This window comes from Jiella mangrovi, from assembly GCF_017815135.1.
Lineage (GTDB): Bacteria > Pseudomonadota > Alphaproteobacteria > Rhizobiales > Rhizobiaceae > Jiella > Jiella mangrovi.
Map to the genome: position 1 here is coordinate 47,135 of NZ_JAGJCF010000006.1, position 18,572 is coordinate 65,706.

The window sequence follows — 18,572 nt, forward strand, 5'->3', positions numbered from 1 at the left end:
CCGATGGAATGGCGGGTCAAGCGCCTGATCGACCTCTGCCGCAGGGCCCTGCCTTGGATCGGCGAGATCCAGGTTGCCGACGTTCCGGGCCGCTGCGAGCCGGGGACGGGCGAGATCGCCTATTCAGGCGTCGCCCGGGCGCTCGATGCCATGGGCTATGACGGTCCCGTCGGCATGGAGGCCTTCGCCAGCGGCGACCCGGAAGACGCGCTGGCGGCATTTCGGGCAGCCTTCGCATCGCCTTGGGCGGGTTGAGCGGACAGCTCGGCCGCGCGGTCTTCCTTGCGGGGCGTCCCCAATTTCCCGAACGGCGCGGGCCTTCGATCGCTTACCGCGAATTAATGCGTCCAAATCCGCGCTCGCGCGTTCTTCCGCCGAGACCGCATGGTGCCGGCGGGAACAAGATTTCCCGCGACGCGACGCCATGAAGACGGTCCTGTGTCGATCCGCTCCCAAGGAGGGCGGATGAATATACGCGTCGGCGCGTCCCCGAGATAGCAACACGACCGCCCGCCGACCGTCGAAGATGGAGATCGAAATGCGCAAGATCACGATTTTCGCCACCGCCCTGATAACCGCTGGTGCGGCCGCCCTGCCGGCTTCGGCCACGGTGATGTATCACCACCGGACACACCACAACGTCGCCTTGAACAGCGCGGCCCGCGCGACGGATGGGCAACGCCCGCTTGCAGGCACGGAGCGCCCCGTCAAGCGTGATGCCGTCCCGGCTGAGACACTCGGCTACATGCCAGGACGGGCGCTCGTTCCCGGTGATGCCTCCGACTTCTGAAGACCTTTCAGAGGTCCGAGCATGGCCGGCGCCCGCAACGGCGCCGGTTTTTTCATGTCCTGACGCCGCGATGCCTCGGCTTTTTGCGGCGCGCATGCGATATGGCCGTTCGACCGTCCGCGCTCGTGGCGCCGGGCATGAACAAGCTTCGAGACAGGACTGGTGCAGACCGTGTCATCCCACGCAGAAACCGACCGCCGAATTCTGGTGACCGGCGGGGCCGGCTTCCTGGGATCGCATCTGTGCGACCGGCTGCTCGAGGGCGATGGCGAGGTTCTGTGCCTCGACAACTATTTCACCGGCCGCCGGCGCAACATCGCCCATCTCCTCGGCAATCCGCGCTTCGAGACGATGCGCCACGACGTGACCTTTCCGGTCTATGTCGAGGTGGACGAGATCTACAATCTCGCCTGTCCGGCCTCGCCGATCCACTATCAGCACGACCCCGTCCAGACCACCAAGACCAGCGTTCACGGCGCGATCAACATGCTCGGTCTCGCCAAGCGATGCGGCGCCCGCATCCTCCAGGCCTCGACGTCGGAGGTCTATGGCGATCCGGCCGTCCATCCCCAGACCGAGGACTACTGGGGCAACGTCAATCCGATCGGCCCGCGCTCGTGCTACGACGAATCCAAGCGCTGTGCCGAGACGCTGTTCTTCGACTATCACCGCCAGCACCGGGTCGAGGTGAAGGTCGCCCGCATCTTCAACACCTACGGCCCCAGAATGCATCCCGATGACGGGCGGGTCGTCTCCAACTTCATCGTCCAGGCGCTGCGCGGCGAAGACATCACCATCTATGGCGACGGCAATCACACCCGGTCGTTCTGCTATGTCTCGGACCTGATCGAAGCCATCGTCCGGCTGATGGACACGCCAGCCGATCTCACCGGGCCGATCAATATCGGCAATCCGGCCGAATGCACCGTCGCCGAGTTGGCCGAAACCATCCTGCGGCTCACCGATTCGCGCTCGTCGATCGTCTACCGGCCGCTGCCCGCCGACGACCCCCGCCAGCGCCGGCCGGACATCACCAGGGCACGGGAGGCCATCGGCTGGCAGCCGACGGTCGGCCTCGAAGACGGGCTTATCGAGACCATCCGCTATTTCAGGGCGGTTCTGGCAGCTTGACCCGGGCCTTTGCCGGACAAGGTATGAGAGGCGAACGGGCGGGGCTGATGACGGATCTTCAAGGCAACGGGCAGGACGCGGTCTTGGAAGGCCGTAGGATCAGCGCTGGCGACGCGGAAGCGACGATCGCCTACAAGCTGCGGCTCGCCCAGATCCTGGCTTTCCGCTCCTTCGAAGAAAGGCTCGCCGATCGTGGCCGCGCGCCGCGCTATCTCGGCCTCCTGGCGATCATCCAGAGCCATCCCGGCCAGCCGCAGAGCCGGCTCGCCGAAGCCGTGGCGCTGCGCCGGTCGAGCCTCGTCACCATTCTCGACCTCCTCGGCGAAGAAGGGCTGATCGAGCGGCGGCCGTCGGCCGAGGACAGGCGAACGAATGGCATCTGGCTGACGCAAGCCGGTGAGGCGATGGTGGCGGAGCTCCTGGCCGAAAGCCGTCGTCACGACGCGATGCTGACGGACGGCCTGTCGCCGGCCGAAATCGAGACCACCCTGAGAGCGCTCGATCGGATGATTGCCAATCTGCGGGACGGCGAGGCCGGATAACCGACGAAAAATCGCCGCGCTCCGGGCCGCCGGGCCGCATCTTGGCGCGCGGCACGAAAGGTTGCGCAATTCAGGCGTGGAGCGGGGTTCGGCAGAGATATGAGTGGGTCTGCCGGCGAAGGCCCATGCAGCGCGCCCGGCTCGGGTCGTCGGCTCAGCCCTTCGCCACCACGATCCGAAATCCGTTGCCACGCCAGGAACCGGCGGGTTCGAGCGAGCCGCGATAGACGCCGTTCGCCTTCCAGGCCGGGCTGGAGAAGCAGCCGCCGCGCAGCACCCGGCGGATATTGGCCGGGGCATCGAGCGCCTCTCGGCCATCCGCCTGCCAGGGGAAGGCGAAGGATGGCGCCGCCATGTCGCGGCCCCAGAGCGTGGTGCACCATTCCCAGACCTGTCCGGCCATGTCGAGACAGCCCGACGGCGCGCGGCCTTCCGGGAAAAGGCCCACGGTGCAGATGTCGTTGAAACCGGTTTCCTCGCCATTGGCATGTTCGCCGGCCCAGTCCTCGCCCCACGGATAAAGACGGCCGGAAGGTCCGCGTGCGGCCGCCTCCCATTCGCGCTCGCAAGGCAGGCGGGCGATTTCGTCCCGTCCGATCCGTCCTTCGGCGCGCCATCTCTCGGTGACCCAGGCGCAGTAGGCGCGAGCGTCATGCCAGGTGAGATCGGTGGCCGGATGGGAGGCGCGCTCCCGATTTCGGCCGTTGCCGCTCGCCCATGGCCGGCCGGTCTCAAGGACGAAGCGGAGATAGGCGGCGTTGACAACCGGGTAGACGCCGATCCTGAAATCGCCGACCGGGGCATGGTGCGGCGGCGCGGAGTTCTGGTGGATGTCGCCGCCCATCGGGTACGTGCCCGCCGGAATGCCTGCCAGTTCCTCGAGGTCGCGCGGATCGCCGAGACGGGCGAGAACCGCGCCTGCACGCCGTCTGAGGCCGGCCGGCGCGCCGCCCGCTGCGACCGCGCCGACCAGCGCTGCCGTCAGCGTTTCGGCCTCAGCGGTGCCGAGAGTGACGAGCTTGCCGGCGCAAAGCAGGATGGAAAGATCGGCGTCCGCCCGCGCAAGGCCGTGCGCCAGCGCCGCGGCCCGTGGCGCATCGGGCAGGATCTGGTCGCAGAGAAGGTCGAGCGGGCCGACCCACCGTTTCGGCTGCGCGGTGACGGTTTCAAGCAGCGCCTCGTCGCTCATCGCTTCGAGCGCTGCGGCATCGCGGAAGGTCTTTGCCCAGTCCGCGCCGGCCGATGCGCGGGCGGCGACCTCGTTGGGCGCCACCGGCCGACCAAGGTCGAGTGCGAGCTGCCAGAGGCCGGGAAGCAGGAAATCCTCGTCGTCTTGAGCCCCGGAAAATCCGTTCTCGGTCTCGAAGGCGGCGCGTTCCGGACGGGCAAGGCCGAGAAGGCCGTATTCGGGGATGCTCGCCGGCCGGCGTATGGCTTCGAGTGCGCGGCTTTCGCAAAGAATGAGAAGCCGGAGCGAGGGCCGCTCCCTGATCGCGGCCGCACAGCGGGCAAGCAGCGCTGCCGGATCCGCGCGGGTCTCCAAGGCGTCTATGATCAGGAGAAGCTGCGTGTCGCCGCGGGAAAGGGCCTCGGCAAGCGCGGCATCGGCGTCGTCGCCACGGCCGCAGAAAACGGCTTCCGGCAGCACTTCGGGCAGGATCTGCGCCTGAAGATCACCCTCGGCGTTGCGATAGGCCGGGCGGGAGAGATGCCTGCGGGCGGTTTCCTCGCCATTCAGCGCGCCGGACAGCAGCCGGGCGAAGGTGGTCTTGCCGCCGCCGTCGGGGGCATGCAGCAGCAGCGCCGGAAACATGAACACCATCTCGGCGGCGGTGAAATGCACCGGCCGGCGCGGCTCGGCCTCCTCGCCGCTGAAGGCGCGCAGGCCTTTGGCTTCCTTGTCCTCATGGGTGAAGCGGGAAAGGAGCGGCAGGATCGCCGTCTCGCCCGGTCTTCCACCGGTCGCCGTCATATCGGATGTCATTTGAACAGCCGGGCAACGTCGGGATTGTGGAACCGCTGGATCTCGATCGCATAACCCGCCGGGTCCTCGAAGAAGAAATGCTCGCAGTAATTGCCGCGCAATATCTCGGAAAGGCCCGTCACGCCGGCCTCGGAGAGCTTTTCGTGCCAGCCGGCGACATCCTCGGAAACGACGGTCAGCAGCGCCGCGCTCTTCGGCTGATGCTTCAGATGGCCCTTGTTGCCGTCGACGATCCCGAAATAGGCGTTGCCGGCAATGCGGTAGATCCGTGCGAGCCCCTGGTCGAGCACGAGTTCGAAGCCGAGCACGTCCTCGTAGAACGGAGCGACCGCATGGATGTCCTCGTAATAGTAGAAGGTGATGGCGCATTCTCGCGGCAGGCAGGTGGTCATGATGGTCCTTCTTTCATTCACGCGACGCGCAGATAGCCCTTGGGATCGAGGTTGAAGCCCTCGAGCCCTGCGGTATGCGCCATGCAATCAACGGGATGGAACAGGTACAGCCAGTGTGGATGGGCGCCGAGATGAGCGAGCAGGCGGGCATAGGCCGCCGCGCGTTCTCCGGCTGCGACCGTGCGCCGGGCCGCTTCGAAGAGCGCATCGGCCTCATGATCCTCGACGCCCTGCCACCAGACGGCACGCGAGCGGGACGAGATCTTGTCGTCCACGACACGGAACGTGCTGTGGGGCGAGGAATCGAAGATTGCGAGGTCGCCCGTCTTCTTCGCACCCAGCTCGCGAGCATAGCCCGGCCGGTCGTCGGCCGTGTCGATGGTGACGGCAAAGCCGACCGCCTCGAGGCTCCTGGCGATGAAGCCGGCAATCTTTGGCGCGCGCTCGGGCATGTAGAGCGGCGTGCGCACCGTCAGCGTCTTAGGTGCGCGGGAGGTGGCGACGAGTGCTGCGGCCCTTTCGGGGTCGTAGGGAATATCGGGCAATGCATCGCCCGTGCGGTTTTGGCTCACGCCGTTGTGGCCCATGCCATAGTGGAACGGGCTGACGATGGTCTTGGCTGGCACGCCGAGCCCGCCCATGACCTCGGAAACAAGCTTCTGGCGATCAAGCGCGAGGTTGGCTGCAAGCCTGAGGGCAGGGTCGGCAAAGGCTCCCTCACGCCCGTTCATGTAGGCGATCACCGAAAGCGTGGTCGCCTGCTCATGCCAGACATGGCCCGCAAGGGTTCGCCGCGGGTGTTGAAGGCGCTCCAGATGGGTGGCGACAGCGATCTCGCCGGACTGAAGGGCCAGAAGCCGTGCTTCGGCCTCGGGCATGGCCACCAGCCGCAGCTTCCGCCCGTCGCCATGGCGGAGGGTCACCGAAGCACCGCGCTCGAAGGTGACCACCTGCCACGGCCCCGTGCCGATCGTCGCCGTTCCATCGGCCGCGATCTTCGGCAGGTAGAACTCCGACAGAATGTCCGGCAGATCGGGAAAAGCGGCTGGCGTTACGATCGAAAGCACGCTGCCGTCGGCGGTGATTTCGGCACCTTCGAGATAGCGGGCATAGGACCACGGCATGCCGAACATGTCGCGGGCATCGCAGATCGCGGCGATGAAGCGTCTGGCGTCCTCGGCCACTACCCGCGTGCCGTCATGATAGGCGGCGCCGTCGCGAAGCGTCAGCGTCCAGCGGCAGCCATCGTCGGAAAGATGCCAGCGGTCGAACAGGCCCGGCCGGGCCGCGCCGCTTTCCCATCGCAGCATCGGCTCCAGCACAAGGTTCTTCAGCGTCAGGATGCTGGCATCGTCGGTGACCCGGTCGGGCGGCAGGAAATCGACCTTTTCGAGCGCGATCGTGATCATGCGGCACTCCTGCGACGCGGATTGAACCAGTCGGCGAGCGAATCCCCGATCAGGTTGAAGGAGAGCACGGTGATCAGGATGGCAAAGCCGGGTCCGAGCGCCGTCCACGGGCTCGAGCGCACGAAGCTGAGATTCGCGGAGACATCCGCGCCCCATTCCGGCATTGGCGGCTGGGCGCCGAGGCCGAGAAAGCCGAGCGCCGAGGTCTGCAGGATGGCGCTGCCGAAGGCGAGGGAGGCCTGCACGAGCAGCGGCCCAATGGCGTTGACGAGAATGTAGCGCGTGAGAATACGCCCTCGCGGCAGGCCCAGCGCATGGGCCGCCTCGACATAGAGCCTGGAGGACACGCCGAGCGCCTGGGCGCGGGCGACGCGGGCAAACTGCGGGGCGAGCGTGATCGCGACCGCGATCATGGCATTCTGCAGGCTCGGCCCGAAGGCGGCGGCAAGCGCGATGGCCAGCACGAGTGCGGGAAACGACAGGATCGCATCGACGACGCGCATGATCACGGTGTCGACGATGCCGCCGGCAAAACCGGCGACGAGGCCGAAGAACACCCCGACCACGAAGGCGAAGGCGACCACGAGCACGCCGATCGCCAGCGTATAGCGGCCGCCCTCCAGGACGCGGGAAAGCATGTCGCGGCCGAAATTGTCGGTCCCGAGCCAATGGCTGAACGATGGCGGTTGCAGTTTGGCGGCCATGTCGATGGCGAGCGGCGAAGGCAGGAGGAAGGGGCCGATGAGGACGGCGAGGAGCAGGATGGCGAGCACGATCGTGCCGGCGAGGGCGAGCGTATTGTTCGCAAGAAAACGTTTCAGGTCGCGCATGACTGTCTCCTCAGCTCATCTTTCGGCGAACGCGCGGATCAAGCACGGCATAGAGAATGTCGACGATGAGCGAAGTCAGCATGAACATCAGCGCGAACACCAGCGTCGCGCCCTGAATGACGGGGTAGTCGCGGTTGCGGATCGCCTCGTACATGTAGCGACCGATCCCCGGCCAGGAGAAGATCGTCTCGGTGAGGATCGCGCCGCCGAGCATCTCGGCGAATTTGAGACCGATGACGGTGATGGCGGGCAGGAGCGAATTGCGCAGCGCATGCCTGTAGACGACATCGTGGCGGCTCAGCCCCTTGGCGCGGGCGGTGCGCACGAAATCCTCGTCCATCACTTCCAGCATGGTGGAGCGCACGAACCGGCCGAGCGTCGCGGCCAGAAACACCGCCAGCACCGTGGTCGGCAGCACCATATGGGCAATGGCGCTGGAGACCGCGCCTGGCTCGCCGGAAAGCCACGCATCGATGATCGAAAAGCCGGTGACCCGGTCGACGAAGAAATAGGGCGAGATGCGACCCGACACCGGCAGCCAGCCGAGCCAGATTGCAAACACCAGCTGCAGCAGGAGCGCGAGCAGAAAGGCCGGCATCGAAACGCCGGTCAGCGAAATCACGCGCACGCTGTGATCGAAGCCGGAATTGGCGCGGGTTGCGCTGACGACGCCGATCGGAATGCCGACGACAATGGCGATCAGGACTGCGTTGATCGAGATTTCGAGCGTGGCCGGCAGGCGGATCAGGATCTCGTTCAGCACCGGCTGGCCGCTCTTCAGCGAGTGGCCCATGTCGCCATGCAGGAGCCCGATGAAATAGCTCCAGAACTGGAAGAGCGCCGGCTGGTCGAGATCGAGCTGAGCGCGGAGCGCGATGATCTGGTCCCGGGTGGCACCCGGGCCGAGCAGGGTGACGGCCGGATCGCCCGGAATGAGGCGCACGAGCGAAAACACGATCACCAGCACCAGGAGCAGCACCGGTATCAATGCCAGCAGCCGCCGCACGAGAAATGCAAACATTCGGTCACCTTGCAGAAGGAGACGGCTCGGCTTGGGTGATGCCGAGCCGTCCGATGCCTTCATGCCCGCCGAGGCTGCTGTTGAAGGCAAATCATGTGAAGTGCCGCGCCCGCCGGCCGCTCTGTGGCGGAGGCGAGCCGGCCTTCATCGGGAGCGTTCCGATTATTCCTTCGATACGCCCCAATATTCGGTCAGCGGCGGCGCCGAGTTGATGACCAGGCCATCGACATTCGCGCGGGTGAACACGATCAGATTCGGGCTGAACAGATAGGCCGCCGGGACTTCTTTCACGAGATCTTCCTGGATTTCGCCGTAAAGCGCCTTGCGGGCGTCCATGTCGGGATCCTGCTGGGCCTTGAGGATCAGCGCGTCGAGCGACTTGTTCTCGGGCATGCGGAAGGTCATGGCCGTGTCCTTGAGGCTCGACAGATAGCCGATGGTGATGTGCGCGTCCGGGTCGTTGTACCACGGCTGACGGCCATCGAGCGCGATGTCCCAGTCACCGGCGACATGCAGCGCGCGGTAGGACGGGAACTCGGTCTGGGCGATCTCGGTGTTGATGCCGACGGCGGCGAGATTGGCCTGAACGAAGGTCGCGACATCGCCCCAGAGCGAGCCCTGGAAGGAATAGAGCTTGAGGTTCAGATCGCCCGGCTTGTAGCCGGCTTCCGCCAGAAGCTTCTTGGCAAGCTCCGGATCGTATTTCGGCGCGAGATCCTTGACCTTGGGGTCGAAGGCCCAGCTATTGGAGGTGAGTGGGCCGTAGACGCGCTCGGCCGTGCCGTCGAAGACGCCGGAGAGCAGGCCGTCATAGTCGATCGCGTGGGCGATGGCTTCCCGGACCTTCAGATCGGCGACCGGCGAATCCGCTTTCGAGTTGTTGAACTCCAGCTGGCGGATGATCTGCGAGGGCTTCTCGATGATCTTGATGTCCGGATTGTCGGCGAAGGCCTTCATTTCCTCCGTCGGAACGGCTGACAGCTGGCTCTGCTGCTGGATGACGTCGATGCCGCCGTTTTCCAGCTCCAGCCTGCGGGTCGAGGCCTCGGGGATGATCCGGTAGATCAGGCGCTTGAGCTTGGAGGCGCCGCGGAAATATTTCGGGTTGGCATCGAGCACCACGCGGGTGTCCGCCTCGTAGGCGCGGAACGCGAACGGTCCCGTACCGACCGGGTGTTTGGCGAAGTCGGCGCCGTATTTCTCGACGGCGGCGGGCGAGACGATCGCCGCCTGCGGCTGCGCCAGGATCGACATGAACGCCGGATAGGGCTCGCTCAGATGGATGACCACCTCGCTGTCCGTCGGCGTGTCGATGCCCTCGATCATGCCGAGCGAGGCCTCGACGTAGGGGTTCAGCTTCTTGGTCCGCTCCAGCGAGAATTTCACGGCTTCGGCATTGAGCGGGGTGCCGTCCTGAAACTCGACGCCGTTTTGCAGGTCGAAGGTGAAGGTCTTTCCGTCCTCGGAGATCGACCAGTCCTTGGCGAGGCGGCCCTCAAGCTTGGAGAAATCCGGCGCCTTCCAGGCGACCAGCGTGTCGAAAACGTTGAGGATGATCTCGCTGCCGACAGGTTCGGCCTTGTTGGTGCCGGGCTCGAGGCCGGCGGGGTCGGACGGAACCGCGATCACGAGCGTTTCGCTCTCTTGCGCGATGGCGGTAGTGGCGAAGCTGGCGACAGCACCGGCGGACACGAAGGCGGCAAAGCTCATGGCCAATGCGGCACCTGACATCGCGCCGAAGGATCTGCGGGTCAGGCTCATACTGAACTCCTCTTGTTTTCGACCGTCCGGATTTTTCCGGCGAAAGCTATTTCAATACCCGTGATATTTCTTTTGCAATATCCAAAACAGAATCGAACGTCACGAACTGGAGGATTTTGCGCAAAACAGGACTTGTCTGATTAGCGATTATGCATCTGCACCGATGCGCTGCACACAGGTTGATCAGCGTGGAAACGGGCCGCGCCTGACCGGCCGGTCACCGCGGCTCACATATTGCGACCAGGAGCCCGGATACATCGCCGCCTCGACGCCAATCGCGGCAAGCGCCAGCACCTCGTGCGCCGCCGACATGCCGGCTCCGCAATAGACCCCGACCGGCTTTTCGCCGTCGACGCCGAGCCCTGAAAACAGCTCCCTGAGTGTGGCGCTGTCGGCGAACGGGCCGGGGTCGGTCAGCGTGTCGATCGTCGGCGCACTCAGGGCGCCCGGGATATGCCCGCGCGCCGGCTCGCCACCGACCTCGGGGCCGCCAATATAGTTGGGCCGGATGCGGGCATCGAGCAGTACGCCCTGGTCCGCAAGCGCGGCCGCCTGATCGGCACCAAATTGCGGCATATGCCCTTCCGTCAAAGAAATATCTGATTTTTCTGGCTTTAATGGCTCGCCGGCGGTCGGAAGTCCGGCCGCAATCCAGGCCGGCAGACCGCCGTCGAGCACGCGGACATCCGGCAGTCCCGCCCATCTCAGCACCCACCATGCGCGCGCTGCCGTCATCGCCCGATCGGCGTCGTAGATGACCACCGGGCGCTCGCGGGTGAGGCCCCAGCCCCGGGCCGCGGCCGTCAGATCGGCGATCGCGGGAAGCGGCCGGTTGCCGGCCTCCGGGCTCGCCGGCCCCTGAAAGTCGCGATAGGCCTCGCTCTCCACCGCGCCCGGAATATAGACGCCGTTCCGCGAGTCGGCGCCGGTATAGGGATTGGAGGATTGCACCACCAGAATGTGCGGGGCGGCCGACCCCTCCATCATCTCGAAAAGCGCCTGTGGCGTCACCAGCACCCGGCTGCGCGTCTCGTCGTCAATCCTCAGCATCGAAGCCTCTCAAGCTGCGTATCCATGATATATCACCGGGCATTTTATTTTTGATAGAACGGTTGCAATGCGGTGTAAATCGATGCAACAAAAAAGTCTTCCGCGTTCCTCTCCACGGAAATCGCCGTCATGTCCATTCTGTCCGTCCGCGACCTGACCACCGCCTTTTCGACCGCCGAAGGCTGGCGCAACGCCGTCGACGGCGTGAGCTTCGATGTCGATGCGGGAGAAACCCTGGCGATCGTCGGCGAGTCGGGCTCCGGCAAGAGCGTCACCGCGCTGTCGGTCATGGGCCTGCTCCCGAAAGGCAAGGCGCGGGTGACCGGCGCGGTCCATTTCCGCGGCCGCGATCTGCTGGCGCTATCCGAAGAGGAGATGCAGGCTGTGCGCGGCAACGAGGTGGCGATGATCTTTCAGGAGCCGATGACTTCGCTGAACCCGGTGATGTCCGTCGGTGCCCAGATTGCCGAACCTTTGCGGCGCCATCGCGGCTTGGCGAAGCGGGCCGCGATGAAGGAGGCGGTCCGGCTGATGGACCGGGTGCGGATCCCGGCCGCGGCCAGGCGCGCCTCGGAATATCCTCATGAAATGTCCGGCGGCATGCTGCAGCGCGTGATGATCGCGACCGCGCTTGCCTGCGCGCCGAAGCTGTTGATCGCCGACGAGCCGACCACGGCGCTCGACGTGACGATCCAGGCGCAGATCCTGGAGCTGATCAAGGAGCTGCAGGCCGAGGACAACATGGCGGTGATGTTCATCACCCACGACATGGGCGTGGTTGCCGAAATCGCCGAAAAGACCGTGGTGATGTACCGCTCCAAAGTGCTGGAGACGGGTGCCACCGAGGACGTCTTCGCCCGGCCGGCGACCGATTACACCCGTGAGCTTCTGGCCGCCGCTCCCCGCCTCGGCGATCTCGGCGAAAGCCCCGTTCCTCGCCCCTATCCCGGGCGCGACGGTGTGCTGGCCGATCCGGTCGACACCGTCGATCACGGCGGCGAGGCTCTCCTCGAGGTCAAGAATCTCTGCGCCCGGTTCGATCTGCGCAAGGGTGTTCTCGGCCGGGTTCACGCTCGTGTCCACGCGGTGGAGAACGTCTCGTTTTCGCTGCGCAGGGGCGAGACGCTTGCGCTCGTCGGGGAATCGGGCTGCGGCAAATCCACCACCGGACGCGCCATTCTCCGGCTGACCAAATCCGTCTCCGGCACGGTCACGCTGGACGGGCAGAATGTTTCGAGCCTGTCGCACACCGAGCTGATGCGGCTTCGCCAGTCGATGCAGATGATTTTTCAGGATCCGTTCTCCAGCCTCAACCCGCGCATGCGGGTCGGCGCGGCGATCGCGGAGCCGATGCTCGCCCATGGTCTGGCAAAGCCTGCCGAAGCGCGAACCAGGGTCGCCGGCCTTCTGGAAAATGTCGGGCTTTCGCCGGATATGGCGACGCGCTGGCCGCATGAATTTTCCGGTGGGCAGCGCCAGCGCATCGCGATCGCCCGCGCGCTCGGTCTCGATCCGAAGCTGATCATCGCGGACGAGTCCGTCTCCGCCCTCGATGTCACCATCAAGGCGCAGGTGGTGAATCTGATGATGCGGCTGCAGCAGGAACTCGGCCTGTCTTATCTGTTCATCAGCCATGACATGGCCGTGGTCGAACGCGTCAGCCACCGGGTCGCCGTCATGCTTCTCGGCGAGATCGTCGAGATCGGACCGCGCGCCGAGATCTTCGCCAACCCCGCCCATCCCTATACGAAGCGCCTGCTCTCCGCCGTGCCGGAACCGGACCCCGCCCGCCGGCTGATGCGGCGCGACATCCCGCTTCAGGAACTGAAAAGCCCGATCTTTCCCGCCGACTTCATGCCGCCGCGCCGTGTCTATGACACGGTCGGTCCCGATCATTTCGTCATGCGCCAAGAGGCCGCGTGAGCCTGCAGAGTAACAATATCATGGCGCGTATTCTCGTTCTGAACCCCAACAGTTCCGAGAAGGTGACGGACTCCATCCGTCGCTCTGTTGCCGGCCTTGGCGCGACAACGGACCACCAGCTCGTGTTCGAGCGCCTGCCGGCGGCCCCGCTCGGCATCGAAGACGACGCCGATGTCGAGGCCGTCGGCCCGATGGTGCGTGCGCGCGCACTCGTCGGCGATGCCGATGCCGTGGTCGTCGCCTGTTTTTCCGATCCCGGCGTCGACGATACCCGCTCGGTGGTGACGGACATCCCGGTGATCGGCGTCGCCGAGGCCGGCTATTATGCCGCGCTCCAGTTCGGCCGGCGCTTCGGCGTCGTCTCGCTCGGCCCGGCCTCGATTGCGCGCCATGCGGTGCGGATCAATAGGCTCGGCATCGCCGCCCGTCTCGCCGGCGATCGCTCGGCAGACCTCACGGTCGAGGAATCGGGCGACGAGGGACTGTCGCGCGCCAAGGTCATCGAGACCGGCAAGGCGCTTGCGAGTCAGGATGGCGCCGATGTCATCGTGCTCGGCTGTGCCGGCATGGGCAACCAGCGCCCGTTCCTGCAGCAGGCGATCGGCCTGCCCGTCATCGATCCGGTGCAGGCCGGGGTCGCCGCCGCGATTTCCGCTCTCAATCTCGAATATATTGCGAAGGCTTGAATATGGACCTGTTATTGCGCGGAACCGTCATCACTCCGCTTGCCGCCATCGAAGGCGGCTGGATCGGCGTTCGTGACGGCAAGATCGCGGCGATCGGCGACGGCACCGCGACGCCGCCGGAGGCGGCGAAGACCGTCGATTACGGTGATCGCCTGATCTTGCCCGGCGTGATCGACGGCCAGACCCACGCGACCAGCGCCAAGGGGCTTCAAGGCATCGGCGATACCACCCGCTCGGCGATTGCCGGCGGTGTCACGACGCTGGTCGACATGCCGTTCGACAACCCGGCCCCGCTCGACCGACCCGAACGGCTTGCGGCAAAGGTCGAAGCGATCGCCGCTCACAGCCATGCCGATATCGCGCTTTACGCAACAGTCACCGCCGAGACCGGCACGGAAGAGATCGACGCGCTGATTGCTGGCGGCGTCGTTGCCTTCAAGATCTCCTCGTTTGAGAGCTCGCCGACGCGGTTTCCCAGGATCGATGCCGCGCTGATGCTCGACATCATGGAAAAGCTTGCCCCGACCAACCTGCCGATCGGCCTCCACAACGAGGATCAGGAAATCGTGCTCGCGCGCATGGCGCGCGCCCGCGCGGCCGGCGAAAACGGCATCACCGCTCACTCCGCCGCCAGGCCCGTGGCCGCCGAGCTTGCGGCGACCGCCCAGTTTCTGGCGCTTGCGCAGGCAACCGGCGCGCATGCCCATCCGGTGCATCTGTCGAGTGGCGACGGGTTCTCGCAGGTCGGCGCCTTCGCTGAGCTTGGCGTGCGCGCCACCGGAGAAACCTGCGTGCATTATCTCTGGTTCGATGCCGCCCGCGATGGCGAAAGGCTTGGCCCGCGCATGAAGGTCAATCCGCCGATCCGCCCCGGCGAGGTCGAAAATCTCTGGGATGCGATCGTGGATGGGCTCGTCGCCTTCACCTCGTCGGATCATTCCAGCTGGCCGATCGACGGCAAGCTGACGGACTCGATCTTCGATGCCGGCGCCGGCGTGCCGGGTCTCGAAACGCTGCTCCCGGCCTTCTTCACCGCCGCCGAAGCACGTGGCCTCGACGCCGCCATGCTCGCCGCCGAACAGCTCTCGGAGCGCCCGGCCGCCTTCTTCGGCATCGCCGATCGCAAGGGCGCGATCCGGGTCGGCATGGATGCGGATTTCGCCATTCTGGAACAGGGCGCCTTCATCTGGGATGAGGCGAAGGCCCATGACGGCCTGAACTGGTCGCCCTTCCATGGCGACACCTTCACGGTGCGGGTCGCGGCCACGTATCTGCGCGGCGAATGCGGCTTCGACGGCAACGCCATCACCGGCCGGCAGGGCTCGGGGCGCCATGTCGCGCGCGGCGCCAATTGCTGGTTCGGCAACTGAGGATAGGGAAGATGAGCCTTCTGACCAACGACGCCAGAGGCGTCTACGTGATCTCGGTCACGCCGTTTCACGACAACGGCGCGGTCGATTTCGACAGTCTCGACCGCGTTACCGACTTCTATCTCGAAAAGGGTGCGACCGGCATCACCGTGCTCGGCATGATGGGCGAAGCGCCGAAGCTGACCCAGGCGGAAGCGCGCGAAATCGTCGAGCGCGTCATCAGGCGCGCTGCGGGCACGCCAGTCGTCGCCGGTGTCTCTGCCCCCGGCCTCGCCGCGATTTCCGAGCTTTCGAAGGTCGTGATGGATCTGGGCGCTGCAGGCGTCATGATCGCCCCGCCCGCAAGCCTGCGGACCGACGAGCAGATCGCGACCTATTACGGCCAGGCCTGCGCCGCCGCCGGCGATGGTGTGCCTGTCGTGCTGCAGGATTTCCCGCTGTCGACGGGCGTGCAGATCTCCGTTCCGCTGATGGGCCGGATCATCGAGGACAACGACCAGATCGTCATGCTGAAGCATGAGGACTGGCCGGGCCTCGCCAAGATCTCCGCGCTGCGCGATGCCGAGAGCAAGGGTCGCCGCCGGATCTCGATCCTCTGCGGCAATGGCGGCGTGTTCCTGCCGGAAGAGATGGCGCGCGGTGCCAATGGTGCGATGACCGGCTTCGGCTATCCGGAAATGATGGCGGATGTGGTCGCGCTTGCGGATGCCGGCGACATGGACCGGGCGCAGGATATCTTCGACGCCTATCTGCCGCTGGTGCGCTACGAGCAGCAGCCGGGTCTCGGCCTTGCCGTGCGCAAATATGCGCTCGCAAAGCGCGGCGCGATTGCCTCCGCGGCTCTGCGCAAGCCCGGCGCCGGACTTGCGCCGGCCGCCGTCGTCGAGGTCGAGCGCCTCATCGAAAGACAGACAAGAAGACTGAAGGAACTCGGCTGATGGATTTCAAGCTTACCGGAAAACGCGCGCTGGTGATCGGCGCAAGCCGCGGCCTCGGTGCGGCCTGCGCAGCGCTTCTCGCAGAAGAAGGCGCGAGCGTGATTGCCGCCTCCCGTTCGGGCGCTCTGCCCGACGGGCTTTCGCCCGCGACCGCCGCGCGGATCACGGCTGTCGCGCTCGATCTCGAAGACAAGCAGTCGGTTGCGGCCATGAAGGAGCGGCTTACCAGCGAGCCGGTCGATATCCTCGTCAACAATTGCGGCGGCCCGAAAGCTGGACCTGCACGCGGCCAGTCCGCCGCTGTATGGCAGGCGGCCTTCGCCGCCATGGCGACGCCCGTCTTCGAACTGACCGATGCGGCGCTCGCCGGCATGAGCGACAAGGGCTGGGGCCGCGTCATCACCATCGGTTCGTCGGGCATCGAGGTGCCGATCCCCAATCTGGCGCTGTCGAACGGTGTGCGCGGCGCCATGGCCGGCTGGTCGAAGACGCTTGCGAGTGAAGTCGCCGACAAGGGTATCACCGTGAACATGGTGCTGCCTGGCCGGATCGCGACCGACCGCTTGGCCGAACTCGATGCCGGCAAGGCCGCCAAGACCGGCGAGAGCGTGGAGGCCGTGCGCGAGGCGTCGCGCAAGACCATCCCCGCGGGCCGCTACGGCCGGCCGGAGGAATTCGCGGCGATCGTCGCTTTCCTCGCCTCAGAGCAGGCAAGCTTCGTCACCGGTTCGATGATCCGCGCCGATGGCGGCATGATCCGGAGCCTGTGATGACCGCGATCGTTTCCGTCGACCGGCGCGGCAGCGATGCCAACAAATGGCGGGCCTTCGGGCCCGACGTCATCCCGCTGCCGGTCGCCGACATGGATTTCGCGGTCGCGCCGGAAATCATCGCCGCGATCGAAAAGCGCCTTGCCCATCCGGTGCTCGGTTACGGAGCTGCGACCGACAGCCTGCGCCAAACGCTGGTAGCAGCGCTTGCGGCCGAATATGGCTGGCGCGTCGAGCCTGAATGGCTGGTGTTCCTGCCCGGCGTCGAGCCGGGTTTCAACATGGCGCTCAATGCCTTCACCGCCCCCGGCGACACGGTGATGCAGGAATATCCGGTCTACAAGCCGCTGAGGACCGCGCCGGAGACCTGGGGGCTGAAGTCCGCCGCCGTCTGGCAGAATGCGACTGCCGAAGGCGGCTTCGCATCGGACGACAAGGCCCTTGAAGAGGCCGCCGCCCGCTCGAAGCTGATGCTGCTCTGCAATCCGCAGAACCCGACCGGGCGCGTCTACAGTCGCGACGAACTGGCGTTCCGGGCCGAGCTCTGCATCCGGCACGACATGCTTCTGGTATCTGACGAGATCCATTGCGGCCTGACCCTCGATGGCCGCGCGCATGTCCCGGTCGCCTCGCTGTCAAAAGCGATCGAGGCGCGGACGATCACGCTGATGGCCGCGAGCAAGACCTGGAACATTGCCGGGCTGAAAGCGGCATTTGCCGTGATTGCCGACGAAGAGCTTCGCACCGCCTTCATGGGTGCCAGGAAGGGCCTCGTCGACAGCGTCAACATCCTCGGCCTTGCCGCGATGGAGGCGGCCTATCGCGATGGTGGCGAATGGCGGGATGCGGTCCGGGCGAGGATTGCTGAAAACCGCGACATGCTGCAATCCTTGGTCGCGGGCACCCTGCCGAAGGCGAAGGTTCTGCCGGCCGAGGCGAGCTTTCTCGCATGGATCGATCTTTCCGCTTATGAACTCGACGCGCCGGCGGCGGACTGGCTGCTGAAGAACGCCCGCATCGGCCTCAGCCGCGGCACGGATTTCGGCCCTGGCCTTGAAAACTGGGTCCGTCTGAATTTCGCATGTGCACGAGAGACCCTTGTCGAGGCGCTCGCGCGCATGGCAAAGGCGCTGGAACAGGGATAGCCGGGGATGGCAATGGCGCGCGGCAAGAGCGCAGCGAAGGCGGGCACTCGCAAGAACGGCACGCAACAGGACAAGGTGAAGTCGCTGACGGCGCAGGCCTATGATCTGCTGCGCGCCGAGATCATCACCTGCCGGTTGCAACCGGGAGCGGAAGTCGGTGAGCAGGAACTGGCCGAACGGCTGGCGATGAGCAAGACGCCGGTGCGCGAAGCCTTGGCGCGCCTGACGCTCGAAGGGCTGGTCGAGGCCTTTCCCCGGCGCGGCTATCGGGTGACGACCGTGACCGTGAAGAGCATCAACGACGTCTTCACGGTGCGCAAGGCTCTCGAAGGCGTTGCCGGCGAGCTTGCGGCAGCCCGCCTCACCGCGGGGGAACTCGAGCGGATCGAGGCGCTTTCCAACGCGCAGTATGTGCCGGACGAGGAGCCGACGATCGCGGCCTTCATCAAGGCCAACAACGATTTTCATGCCGCCATCGCCGAAGGCGCGCGCGTGCCCAGGCTTGCCACGCTGATCGGCTCCTATCTGGAGGAATCGACGCGGCTCTTCCACATGGGGGCGACCATCCGCGACGTGAACCCGGAGACGGCGGCCGACCACGCCCGCATCGTCGCCGGCCTTCGCGCGCGCGATGGCGATGCGACCCGCGAGGCGATCGTCCAGCATACCGACAACACCCGCAAGGGCCTGCTTCGCGCCCTGATCGCCGACGATGAATCGCCGCTGGTGCTTTGAGGCGCCAGGACGTCATCACCGCGAACGGCCGAGATTGCCTCCCTCGTCAAAAAGGTTTGCCTCTTACGGGCGGCGTGGCGCTCGCCAGCGCCCGA

At 65.8% G+C, this 18,572-nt stretch carries 17 protein-coding genes and 1 pseudogene; 11 read left to right on the forward strand and 7 right to left on the reverse strand.

Going from position 1 to position 18,572, the window contains the following annotated elements; translation table 11 throughout:
* Positions 1-24: 24 nt before the first annotated feature.
* The 4 genes and pseudogenes from J6595_RS10790 to J6595_RS10805 all read left to right on the forward strand — a co-directional run.
* Positions 25-255 (forward strand): annotated as a pseudogene (locus J6595_RS10790) (TIM barrel protein); the annotation flags it as partial.
* 283 nt (positions 256-538) lie between these two features.
* On the forward strand, positions 539-790 hold the full coding sequence (locus J6595_RS10795) for a hypothetical protein (protein ID WP_209594568.1): 252 nt from the start codon (positions 539-541) through the stop codon (positions 788-790).
* A 171-nt stretch (positions 791-961) separates the two neighbouring features.
* Entirely contained in the window at positions 962-1,921 is a 960-nt protein-coding gene (locus J6595_RS10800; RefSeq protein WP_209594569.1) for a UDP-glucuronic acid decarboxylase family protein, read from the forward strand.
* A gap of 47 nt (positions 1,922-1,968) precedes the next feature.
* Entirely contained in the window at positions 1,969-2,463 is a 495-nt protein-coding gene (locus J6595_RS10805) for a MarR family winged helix-turn-helix transcriptional regulator (RefSeq protein ID WP_209594570.1), read from the forward strand.
* Between the two features lie 154 nt (positions 2,464-2,617).
* Here the strand turns inward: J6595_RS10805 and J6595_RS10810 are convergent, their stop codons facing one another.
* From J6595_RS10810 to J6595_RS10840, 7 genes are all read right to left on the reverse strand, one after another.
* Positions 2,618-4,435 (reverse strand): formylglycine-generating enzyme family protein, encoded by a 1,818-nt coding sequence (locus J6595_RS10810; protein ID WP_209594571.1) that lies wholly within the window; start codon positions 4,433-4,435, stop codon positions 2,618-2,620.
* Positions 4,436-4,443: 8 nt separating this feature from the next.
* On the reverse strand, positions 4,444-4,839 hold the full coding sequence (locus J6595_RS10815) for a VOC family protein (RefSeq protein WP_245198123.1): 396 nt from the start codon (positions 4,837-4,839) through the stop codon (positions 4,444-4,446).
* A 17-nt stretch (positions 4,840-4,856) separates the two neighbouring features.
* Positions 4,857-6,248, reverse strand: a complete 1,392-nt coding sequence (locus J6595_RS10820) for an ABC transporter substrate-binding protein (protein WP_209594572.1) — start codon at positions 6,246-6,248, stop codon at positions 4,857-4,859.
* Positions 6,245-7,078 (reverse strand): ABC transporter permease, encoded by an 834-nt coding sequence (locus tag J6595_RS10825; protein ID WP_209594573.1) that lies wholly within the window; start codon positions 7,076-7,078, stop codon positions 6,245-6,247. Before J6595_RS10825 ends, J6595_RS10820 begins: the two co-directional genes overlap by 4 nt.
* A 10-nt stretch (positions 7,079-7,088) precedes the next feature.
* A complete protein-coding gene (locus J6595_RS10830) occupies positions 7,089-8,099 on the reverse strand; it encodes an ABC transporter permease (RefSeq protein WP_209594574.1) in 1,011 nt (336 codons plus the stop codon).
* A 162-nt stretch (positions 8,100-8,261) separates the two neighbouring features.
* Positions 8,262-9,860 carry an ABC transporter substrate-binding protein gene (locus J6595_RS10835; RefSeq protein ID WP_245198133.1) on the reverse strand — a complete coding sequence of 533 codons (1,599 nt, stop codon included), beginning with the start codon at positions 9,858-9,860 and terminating at the stop codon, positions 8,262-8,264.
* A gap of 183 nt (positions 9,861-10,043) precedes the next feature.
* Positions 10,044-10,910 carry a sulfurtransferase gene (locus J6595_RS10840; protein ID WP_209594575.1) on the reverse strand — a complete coding sequence of 289 codons (867 nt, stop codon included), beginning with the start codon at positions 10,908-10,910 and terminating at the stop codon, positions 10,044-10,046.
* 129 nt (positions 10,911-11,039) lie between these two features.
* Here J6595_RS10840 and J6595_RS10845 point away from each other — a divergent pair, with 129 nt between their 5' ends.
* The 7 genes from J6595_RS10845 to J6595_RS10875 are packed head-to-tail and all read left to right on the forward strand — an operon-like array spanning position 11,040 to position 18,477.
* Positions 11,040-12,833, forward strand: coding sequence for an ABC transporter ATP-binding protein (locus J6595_RS10845; protein WP_209594576.1), 1,794 nt, complete (start codon positions 11,040-11,042; stop codon positions 12,831-12,833).
* Complete coding sequence (locus J6595_RS10850; protein WP_342453158.1) at positions 12,830-13,519, forward strand: aspartate/glutamate racemase family protein; 690 nt, start codon at positions 12,830-12,832, stop codon at positions 13,517-13,519. Before J6595_RS10845 ends, J6595_RS10850 begins: the two co-directional genes overlap by 4 nt.
* Positions 13,520-13,521: 2 nt before the next feature.
* The gene (locus J6595_RS10855; RefSeq protein WP_245198136.1) at positions 13,522-14,889 is read left to right on the forward strand and encodes a dihydroorotase; all 1,368 of its coding nucleotides are present in this window, start codon (positions 13,522-13,524) and stop codon (positions 14,887-14,889) included.
* Between the two features lie 11 nt (positions 14,890-14,900).
* Complete coding sequence (locus J6595_RS10860) at positions 14,901-15,827, forward strand: dihydrodipicolinate synthase family protein (RefSeq protein WP_209594578.1); 927 nt, start codon at positions 14,901-14,903, stop codon at positions 15,825-15,827.
* Positions 15,827-16,597 (forward strand): SDR family oxidoreductase, encoded by a 771-nt coding sequence (locus J6595_RS10865; protein WP_209594579.1) that lies wholly within the window; start codon positions 15,827-15,829, stop codon positions 16,595-16,597. Before J6595_RS10860 ends, J6595_RS10865 begins: the two co-directional genes overlap by 1 nt.
* On the forward strand, positions 16,597-17,742 hold the full coding sequence (locus J6595_RS10870; RefSeq protein WP_209594580.1) for a MalY/PatB family protein: 1,146 nt from the start codon (positions 16,597-16,599) through the stop codon (positions 17,740-17,742). Before J6595_RS10865 ends, J6595_RS10870 begins: the two co-directional genes overlap by 1 nt.
* Positions 17,743-17,748: 6 nt before the next feature.
* Positions 17,749-18,477: a GntR family transcriptional regulator gene (locus tag J6595_RS10875; protein WP_245198145.1), complete on the forward strand. Its 729-nt coding sequence runs from the start codon at positions 17,749-17,751 to the stop codon at positions 18,475-18,477.
* The last annotated feature ends 95 nt before the right edge of the window (positions 18,478-18,572 follow it).